Origin of the sequence: Arenimonas malthae CC-JY-1 (assembly GCF_000747075.1) — a bacterium.
Lineage (GTDB): Bacteria > Pseudomonadota > Gammaproteobacteria > Xanthomonadales > Xanthomonadaceae > Arenimonas > Arenimonas malthae.
Genome location: NZ_AVCH01000038.1, coordinates 1 through 7610, shown reverse-complemented (window position 1 = coordinate 7610; position 7610 = coordinate 1). Strand labels below are relative to the sequence as shown.

General features: G+C 72.0%; 7 protein-coding genes. 1 reads left to right on the top strand and 6 read right to left on the bottom strand.

What is annotated here, in order from left to right; genetic code table 11:
* The 3 genes from N790_RS02980 to N790_RS15850 form a co-directional block, all read right to left on the bottom strand.
* Nucleotides 1–433 (bottom strand): hypothetical protein (locus tag N790_RS02980; RefSeq protein ID WP_156969904.1); only part of this gene is annotated, 433 nt, incomplete at its 3' end.
* Between the two features lie 61 nt (nt 434–494).
* Nucleotides 495–899, bottom strand: a complete 405-nt coding sequence (locus tag N790_RS02975; RefSeq protein ID WP_043800528.1) for a hypothetical protein — start codon at nt 897–899, stop codon at nt 495–497.
* The gene (locus N790_RS15850) at nt 886–2097 is read right to left on the bottom strand and encodes a phosphatase domain-containing putative toxin (RefSeq protein ID WP_169742137.1); all 1212 of its coding nucleotides are present in this window, start codon (nt 2095–2097) and stop codon (nt 886–888) included. The genes N790_RS02975 and N790_RS15850 overlap by 14 nt, the downstream gene beginning before the upstream one ends.
* A 308-nt stretch (nt 2098–2405) precedes the next feature.
* On the opposite strand from N790_RS15850, the gene N790_RS15100 reads away from it, so the two are divergent.
* Complete coding sequence (locus tag N790_RS15100; RefSeq protein ID WP_084062578.1) at nt 2406–3146, top strand: response regulator transcription factor; 741 nt, start codon at nt 2406–2408, stop codon at nt 3144–3146.
* A gap of 10 nt (nt 3147–3156) precedes the next feature.
* On the opposite strand, the gene N790_RS02960 is transcribed toward N790_RS15100, so the two are convergent.
* The 3 genes from N790_RS02960 to N790_RS02950 form a co-directional block, all read right to left on the bottom strand.
* Nucleotides 3157–4902, bottom strand: a complete 1746-nt coding sequence (locus N790_RS02960; protein WP_043800522.1) for a sensor domain-containing diguanylate cyclase — start codon at nt 4900–4902, stop codon at nt 3157–3159.
* A 6-nt stretch (nt 4903–4908) separates the two neighbouring features.
* A complete protein-coding gene (gene trpE / locus N790_RS02955) occupies nt 4909–6384 on the bottom strand; it encodes an anthranilate synthase component I (protein ID WP_043800520.1) in 1476 nt (491 codons plus the stop codon).
* Nucleotides 6385–6509: 125 nt separating this feature from the next.
* On the bottom strand, nt 6510–7610 hold a 1101-nt coding region (locus tag N790_RS02950; protein WP_043800518.1), incomplete at its 5' end, for a sensor histidine kinase.

The following is a 7610-nucleotide window of genomic DNA, read 5'->3' as shown; positions in this document are numbered from 1 at the left end:
CCAGCACGCGGTGCCAGCCGGCCGGCCACTGCTCGAAGCCGGCGGGCCAGCCGAGCAGCCGGAATCGGCGCTCGGCCAGGCCCTCGGCGGCCATCGGCGCCGCTTCGGCGGGGACGGGCACCTGCGCCGCCTGTTCGGTCAGCAGCGCCAGCAGCTCGCCCGCGCGCAGCGGCCGGTGCAAGGTGCCGCTGGGGTGCTGGCGCGGCTTCAGCGCGCAGCCGATCACGGGCACTTCGGGGGGCAGTGAACCGGGCGGCCCGGAATCCAGGTTCACGATCAGCAAATCGGCCTCGTCGTCCTGGACGATTTCCCAGGGCTGCTTGAGGTGGTGTTGGAGCAGTGAAAACATCGAGCGCAACGCCTTGATCTCGTCGGCGCCGAAATTCGGGCAGGCGAGCCGGTAGGCACGCCGGGGCATTCGCAGGGCAGCCATCGTCGGGGACTCCGTTGCGGTCACCAGGGGAGCGGCCGGTCCACCGGCCGCCCCGTGCGGATCAGGCCGCGGCTTCGCAGTTGGCCATCGCCGCGCGCGACTTCACCAGCACCATGCCGATGTTGGCCGAGTTGCGGGTGATGAAGACGCCGGCCTGGTTCGGGCTGCGCTTGGAACGCACGAACACGTGGATCAGGTTGGTCGAGAACACCACGATCTCGTTGAAGTAGTGGTGGTTGCGACCCTCGATGCCGCGCGACTTGTCGAACAGGCGCTCGATCTCGGTCACGTTCTTGCCCTGGAACAGGTCGCCGGTGGCGGCGGCCACGAGGTCCAGCACCTCGCCCGGGTGGGAATCCACCGTCTTCACGCCCAGCAGCAGGCCGCTGACCATGTCCACGTAACCGGTGGCGACGCATTCCGGAATTTCGGCCTGGGCGGCCGCCAACGCTTTATCCAACGACATCCGACATCTCCTTGTTGAGTGACTCACTGACATGCCAACCGCGGATGCGGTCGGCGAATTCATGGACGAAGCGCGCCTGCGCCACCGACTGGATGGCCAGCGGGTTGGCGCGCCGCACCTTGGCGACGGCGGCCTCGGCTTCGTCGCCGAACCAGGCCAGGATGGCCGCGAGCCCGGTGCCCGTGCGGCCCAGCCCGCCGCGGCAATGCAGCGCCACGCCGGCGTTGGCGCGGATCGGCGCTTCCACCGCGCGGCACAGGTCGACCGCCTGGCCGAAGGCGGGCGGCGCCATGTCCGGCACCGGGTAGTGGTGCAGCTGCAGGCCGGCGGCGCGCGCCTGGCTGGTGGCGTAGGCGACGCGCTCCTCGAGGCAGACGAGGTGGCGCACGCCGTGCAGGTGCAGGCACTGCAGCTGGTCGGCCAGGCGCGCGGTCAGGCCCGGCCGGCTCATGCCGCACAGCAGCCCGGGCACCAGCCACCAGATGCCGTCGCGCGTATGCCCCAGGCGCGGCTCGAGCGGCAGGTTGCAGTTGCCGGTATCCACGTAAGTGCGGCCGGCGGCGGTGGCCGGTTCGCTGAAGAAACGTTCGCTCGGCGCGCACTCCTGGATCGTGCCCCCCGCCAGTAGCGCGGTGAGCCCGCCCAGGGCGAGGCAGTCCTGGCGGTTGTGCGTGGCCACCACGACGCAGGCGCGCTGGGCCAGTTCGGCCAGGCGGGCGCGCACGCGCGCCTGCTGGGCTTCGCCGAGTTCGCTGGTGGGTTCATCGACGAGGTAGATCGAAGCCTCGTTGGCCAGCCGCGCCAGCACCGCCAACTCGCGGCGCTGCGCACGGTCCAGCGCCGAGGCCGGCTCGCCGAGGAAAGGCAGCAGTTCGTCGAGGCCCTGCACCTGCAGCCAGCGCGCCACGTCCCCGGGAGGGCGGCCAAGCAGGTGGCCGAGCGCCGCGCCAACGGCGACGCCGGGGTCGAGCTTCGCGTGCTGCGGCACCCAGGCGACGCGGCTCCCGCCCTGCCCCAGGGGTTCGCCGTCGAGCTCCATGGTGCCGGTCCAGCGCAGGCCGAGCGGGGCCGCGGCGCCGGCCAGCGTCGCCAGCAGCGACGACTTGCCCGCACCTCCGGTGCCCACCACGGACAGCACGCCGGGGCTGTCCACCCGCAGCGTTGCGTGCTGCACCACGACATGGTGGTCGCGGCGCACGCAGAGCCTTTGCACTACCAGCACGGAAACCCCCCGTTTCCTTTTCCAGCGCGCCCGCGCGCCGCGTCGTCGTGGCTGTCCGGCGACGCCGGCATCCGCGGGGCTAACGGATAATCCCTGCTGAAAATTGCTTTGCGAATCGGGGAATCCCTGATTCCTCCGCATCCGGGGATTCCCCCATCCTTGCGCCCGCCGGGAGGACCAAAGTGCGGCAAACCGCACACTTTTGGCACACCCGATGCAAGTAGAGTCCTGCGAGAATCGGCGCCGCATTGGCCAGCCGGCTGGGCGCAAGGGGAAATATTCTGATGCCTCGCCATGAAACGACATCGATCCCGCCGGGGCGCGCGCGGCGCGGCGCGGCACGGACGCCTGCGGCGGCCGACACCACCGTGCTGCTTGCTTCGCGCCGGGGCATCGTGCAGGCGGGCATCAGCTCGCTGCTCAAGCAACTGCCGCAGTACCACCACGTCGGCACCGCCAGCGACGCCGACGGCCTGGTGCACGCGCTCGGCCAGCACCAGCCGGACGTCCTGGTGCTCGACCAGGACCTGGCCAATGCCGTGGCCGGCCGTTCGCGCGTCTTGCACCATCCGCGCGTGCTCCTGCTCTCGAACCGCCAGCACGTCGGCACCGAACCCGCCTGCGGCTCGGACTGCGCCTGCGGCCTGGTTCCCGACAGCGCGCCGCTGAGGCACATCCGCGCCGCGCTCAAGATCATCGGCAGCTGCAACTCGGCGCGCCTGGGCGACGGCTATTGCACCAGTTGCCCGCTGCGTGGTTCGCTGCGCCCGCCGCCGCTTCCCCTGTCCGCGCGCGAGCACGAGGTGTTCCTGCGCATCGGCCTGGGCGAATCCAACCAGCAGATCGCCGCGCACTTCGGCCGCAGCGTGAAGACCATCGAAACCCACCGCGAGAACATCAAGCGGAAGCTCGGCCTGGAGAACGGCGCCGCGCTGGTGGAGGCGGCCATGGCCTGGCGGCGGGGCGACCCGATCGCGCCGCCGGCGACGCGCCCGGTCGCGTCGCGCCCGCCCGCGCGGCCCTGAGGCCCGCGGCTCAGCTGGTCGCCACCTCGACCCGGTTGCGGCCGTTGCGCTTGGCCCGGTAGAGGGCATCGTCGGCCGCGGCGAGCAAGTGTTCGGGCGCCTTTACCACCTCGCCCGCATGCACGCGGCGGGTCGCCACGCCCACGCTCACGGTCACCGGCACGGCGGCATGGCCCACCGCCACCGGTGCGGCGCGCTCCACCGCCGCGCGCAGGCGTTCGGCCAGCTGCGCGGCTTCGACCATGCCCGTATCCACGGCGAGCACGGCGAATTCCTCGCCGCCGATGCGGGCCAGCAAGTCGCTGCCGCGCACCACTTCCTCGAGCACCAGCGCCACGCGGCGCAGCACCGCGTCGCCGGCCGGGTGCCCGTGCTGGTCGTTGATGGCCTTGAAGTGGTCGATGTCGATCACGCACAGGCTGAGCGGCCGGCCGGTGTCGCCGGCGCGGTTGGCTTCGCGCGCCAGCTGGTCGCCGAAGTGGCGGCGGTTGGCCAGTCCCGTCAATGCATCGGTCATGGCCAGCACTTCGAGCTGGGCGTTGGCGTCGCTGAGCTCCAGCGTGCGCTGGCGGACGCGCTGTTCCAGCTCCGCCGTCAGCTGGGTCAGCTCGCGCTCGTGCTGGGTCAGGTCGTCCACCAGCCCGCGCAGCGCCACGGTGAGCTCCCGCGCCTCGCGGTAGCCGCGCTCGCGCGGGAAGCGCGCGCCGGGCTCGCGCGCCTGCATGCGTCGCGCCGCCACCGACAGCGAATGCAGCGGGGCGCCGATCAGCCGGCCCATCACGCCGCCCAGCAGCAGGAAGACCAGGGTCAGCGCCGCCGCCGCGAGCAGGATCTGCCGCCGCAGCTCGGCGATGGGCTCGAAGGCCAGCGCCGCGTCCTTGCGCACCAGCACCGTCCAGCCGAGGCTTTCGTAGGTGTCGCGGCCGAGCGTGGGCGCGTAGCCGGTGAGGTAACGCTGGCCGTCGGGCCAGGTTTCGAGCACCGAGCCGCGCCGGCCGTCGCGCACCGCCAGCGCGCTGGGCACGTCCAGGCGCCGGCCGCGCCATTCCGGCGGGCCCAGGATGATGGTGTCGTCCTTGTCCAGGAAGAACACCTCCACCGGGTCGGTGGCCAGCATGGGCTGCACCAGGGCCTGGCGCAGGTTCTCGGCCCACTGCCAGGAAAGGTGCGCCCCCATCACGCCGATCACCACGCCGTGGTCGTCGTGGATAGGCGCGGAGATGTCGATCAGGCGCAGCGGTTCGTTTTCGGGCGCCGGCAGCACGTTCGCAAGGAGCACCGCCTCGTGCAGGTCGCCGACATGCGGCTCCCGCCGGCCCGAAACGAACCAGGACCGCGACGAGACATCCACGCCCTCGAGCAGGCCGCGGCTCGCCACCCGCACGCGCCCGCCGGCATCGGCCACGCCGATCCAGGCGTAGTCGGAGTAGTTGAGTTGCATCAGGTCGAACAGGTCGCGCAGCAGCGCCTGGTTCGCCACCGGGTCATCCACGCCGGGCAGCAGGGCCAAGGCGCGCATGTCGTTGAGCCGTTCGTACAGGCCCTCGTCCATGTGGTCGGCCAGCGCCAGGGCGTTGGCCTGCAGGCGCAGGCCGATGTCGTCCTGCAGCTTCTGCGAGGCGGCGCGCTCGACCAGGAAGGACAGCACGCCCACCAGCACCACCGTCATCAGGCCGTAGGTCAGGCCGAGCCAGGTGCGCAGGCCGGCGCTGCGCGGCCGCAGCCGTTCGACGAGCCTCGCCAGCGTACCGGCCACCCGGGGCTACAGCCCGCCCGCCGCCTGCGCAACCGCGCGGAACAGCGCGCGGCCCTTGTTCATCGTCTCCTCCCACTCCTTCTGCGGGTCGGAGTCGTGCACGATGCCGGCGCCGGCCTGCACGTGCAGGCGGCCGTCCTGGATCACCGCGGTGCGGATGGCGATGGCCGTGTCGGCGTCGCCCCACCAGTTCAGGTAACCGACCGCGCCGGAGTAGATGTTGCGCTTCACCGGCTCGAGCTCGCGGATCACCTCGAGCGCGCGGATCTTCGGCGCGCCGCTCACCGTGCCCGCCGGGAAGGTGGCCTTGAGCACTTCGGCGAAACCGACGCCGCCGCGCACCTTGCCGCGCACTTCGCTGACGATGTGCATCACGTGCGAGTAGCGCTCGATGATGAAGCGGTCGGGCACGGTCACGCTGCCCGGCTCGGACACGCGGCCGACGTCGTTGCGGCCCAGGTCGATGAGCATCAGGTGCTCCGCGCGCTCCTTCGGGTCGGCCAGCAGCTCGGCCTCGAGCGCGGCATCGGCCTCGGGCGTGGCGCCGCGCGGGCGGGTGCCGGCGATGGGCCGCACCGTGACTTCCCCGCCCTGCAGGCGCACCAGGATCTCGGGCGAGCTGCCCACCACCTGGGTGCCGCCGAGGTCGAGGAAATACATGTAGGGCGACGGGTTGAGCGCACGCAGCGCGCGGTACACGTCCACCGGGCGGGCGCGGAAGGGCACGCTCATCCGCTGGCTCAGCACCACCTGGAAGATGTCGCCGGAGCGGATGTAGTCCTTGCACTTCTCCACCGCGGCCAGGAAGCCTTCCTTGGTGAAGCCGGACACGAAGTCCTGCTCGCCCAGCAGCGACGGGTCGAGCACGTCGGGGTAGCTGCGGCCGGAGTGGCGCAGCCGGTGCACCAACTCGTCGAGCCGGCGCAGGGCGCGCGCATACGCCTGCGGCTGCGCCGGGTCGGCGTGCACCACCAGGTAAAGGCGACCCTTGAGGTTGTCGAAGACGGCCACTTCCTCGCTGAGCATCAGCAGCGCGTCGGGCGTGCCGAGCTGGTCGGGCTTGTCGCCGCCGGCCAGGCGCGGCTCGATCCAGCCGATGGTCTCGAAGCCGAAATAACCGACCAGGCCGCCGGTGAACGCGGGCAGGCCGGGCAACTGCGGCACGCGGAAGCTCTCGCGCAGGCGATCGACTTCGGCCAGCGGGTCGGCCAGCTCGCGGGTTTCCACCAGGTCGCCGTAGTCGCGCACCTGCATCGTGTTGCCGCGGAAGGTGTAGGTGCGGCGCGCCGGCAGGCCGATGATGGAATAACGACCCCAGGTCTCGCCGCCTTCGACCGATTCGAACAGGTAGGTGTGCGGGCCGTCGGCCAGCTTCAGGTACACGGACAGCGGCGTGTCGAGGTCGGACAGCACCTCGCGCACCACGGGGATCCGGTTGTGGCCGGCCCGGGCGAGGGCCTCGAATTCGTCAAGGGAGATCACGCACGGCGTCCGTCGTTACCAGAGGCCCGAGTATAGCCGCGGGCCCAGCCCCTGTAGGAGCGGCTTCAGCCGCGACCGTTCCTCGCCAAGGGCGGTCGCGGCTGAAGCCGCTCCTACACGGCCTTTCAGGGCATCCCGCGCAGATGCAGCGTGAAGGCCACGCCCTCGCCGCCCGGCAGGTTGCGGGCCTCGGCGTGGCCGCGGTGCAGGTCGGCGACCAGGCGCACCACGTACAGGCCGAAGCCCAGGTGCGCGGCGCCCTCGGCGCGCTGCGACTTGCCGCGCAGGCTCACCAGCGAATCGAACAGGCGGCCGCGCATGGCCTCGGGCAGCACCGGGCCCCGGTTCGCCAGCGTGATGGCCACGCCCTCGCCTTCCGCCGCCGCCGACAGCCGCACCCAGCCGTCCTCGGGCGTGAAGCCGCGGGCGTTGTCCACCAGCTTGTCCAGCGCCTGCACCACCAGCTCGGGCGCGCCGCGCAATGGCAGGGGGCCGGGGGGCAGCTCCAGCCGCAGTTCGCGCGGCGCCAGCAAGCCGCGGTAGGCCTCGGCGCAATCGGCCAGCAGTTCGCGCAGATCGAAGGACTCCGCCTCGGCCGATTCGATGGCGTGTTCGATGCGCGTCACTTCGCTCATCGTGCGCACCAGCGTGCCCATGCGCTCCACGCCGTCGCGGGCCCGGGCCAGGTAGGGGCGCGTTTCCGCCGGCAGCGCCGCGGCGTCGAGGTTGTCGAGCGAGGTGCGCACGATGGCCAGCGGCGTGTTGAGTTCGTGCGACAGCTTGCCCGACAGCGAACGCAGGTAGTCGGTGTAGGCCGCCACCTGGTCGAGCAGGCGGGCGAAGCTGCGCGAGAGGTCGCCGATCTCGTCGCGCGCCGTGGTGCGCGGGAAGGGGGTGACGCGGCCCTCGCGGTCGAGCGCATGTTCGGCCGCGTCGCGCAGGCGGCGGATGCGCTGGCCCAGGCGCGTGGCGAACAGCAGGATCACGCCGCCCGAGGCCAGGAAGGCCACCGCGCTCACGCCCAGCAGGCCCGAGAAGGCCCGGTCGGTAAGCAGCAGCACTTCGGAATTCGAACGCTCCAGCAGCACCGCCGCGCGCACTTCGCCGTCCACCACCAGCGGCACCGCCGCCGACAGCAGCAGGCGCGCGCCGGTGGGGTCGCGGCGCCAGGCCACGGCGGGTTGGCCGGCGATGGCGCTGGCCAGCTCGGCGCGCACCAGGCGGCG

Bases quoted from the DNA above. Each gene is read 5' to 3' on its own strand.
- N790_RS02975 (WP_043800528.1), bottom strand. From the start codon at position 899: ATGTCGTTGGATAAAGCGTTGGCGGCCGCCCAGGCCGAAATTCCGGAA.
- N790_RS15100 (WP_084062578.1), top strand. From the start codon at position 2,406: ATGCCTCGCCATGAAACGACATCGATCCCGCCGGGGCGCGCGCGGCGC.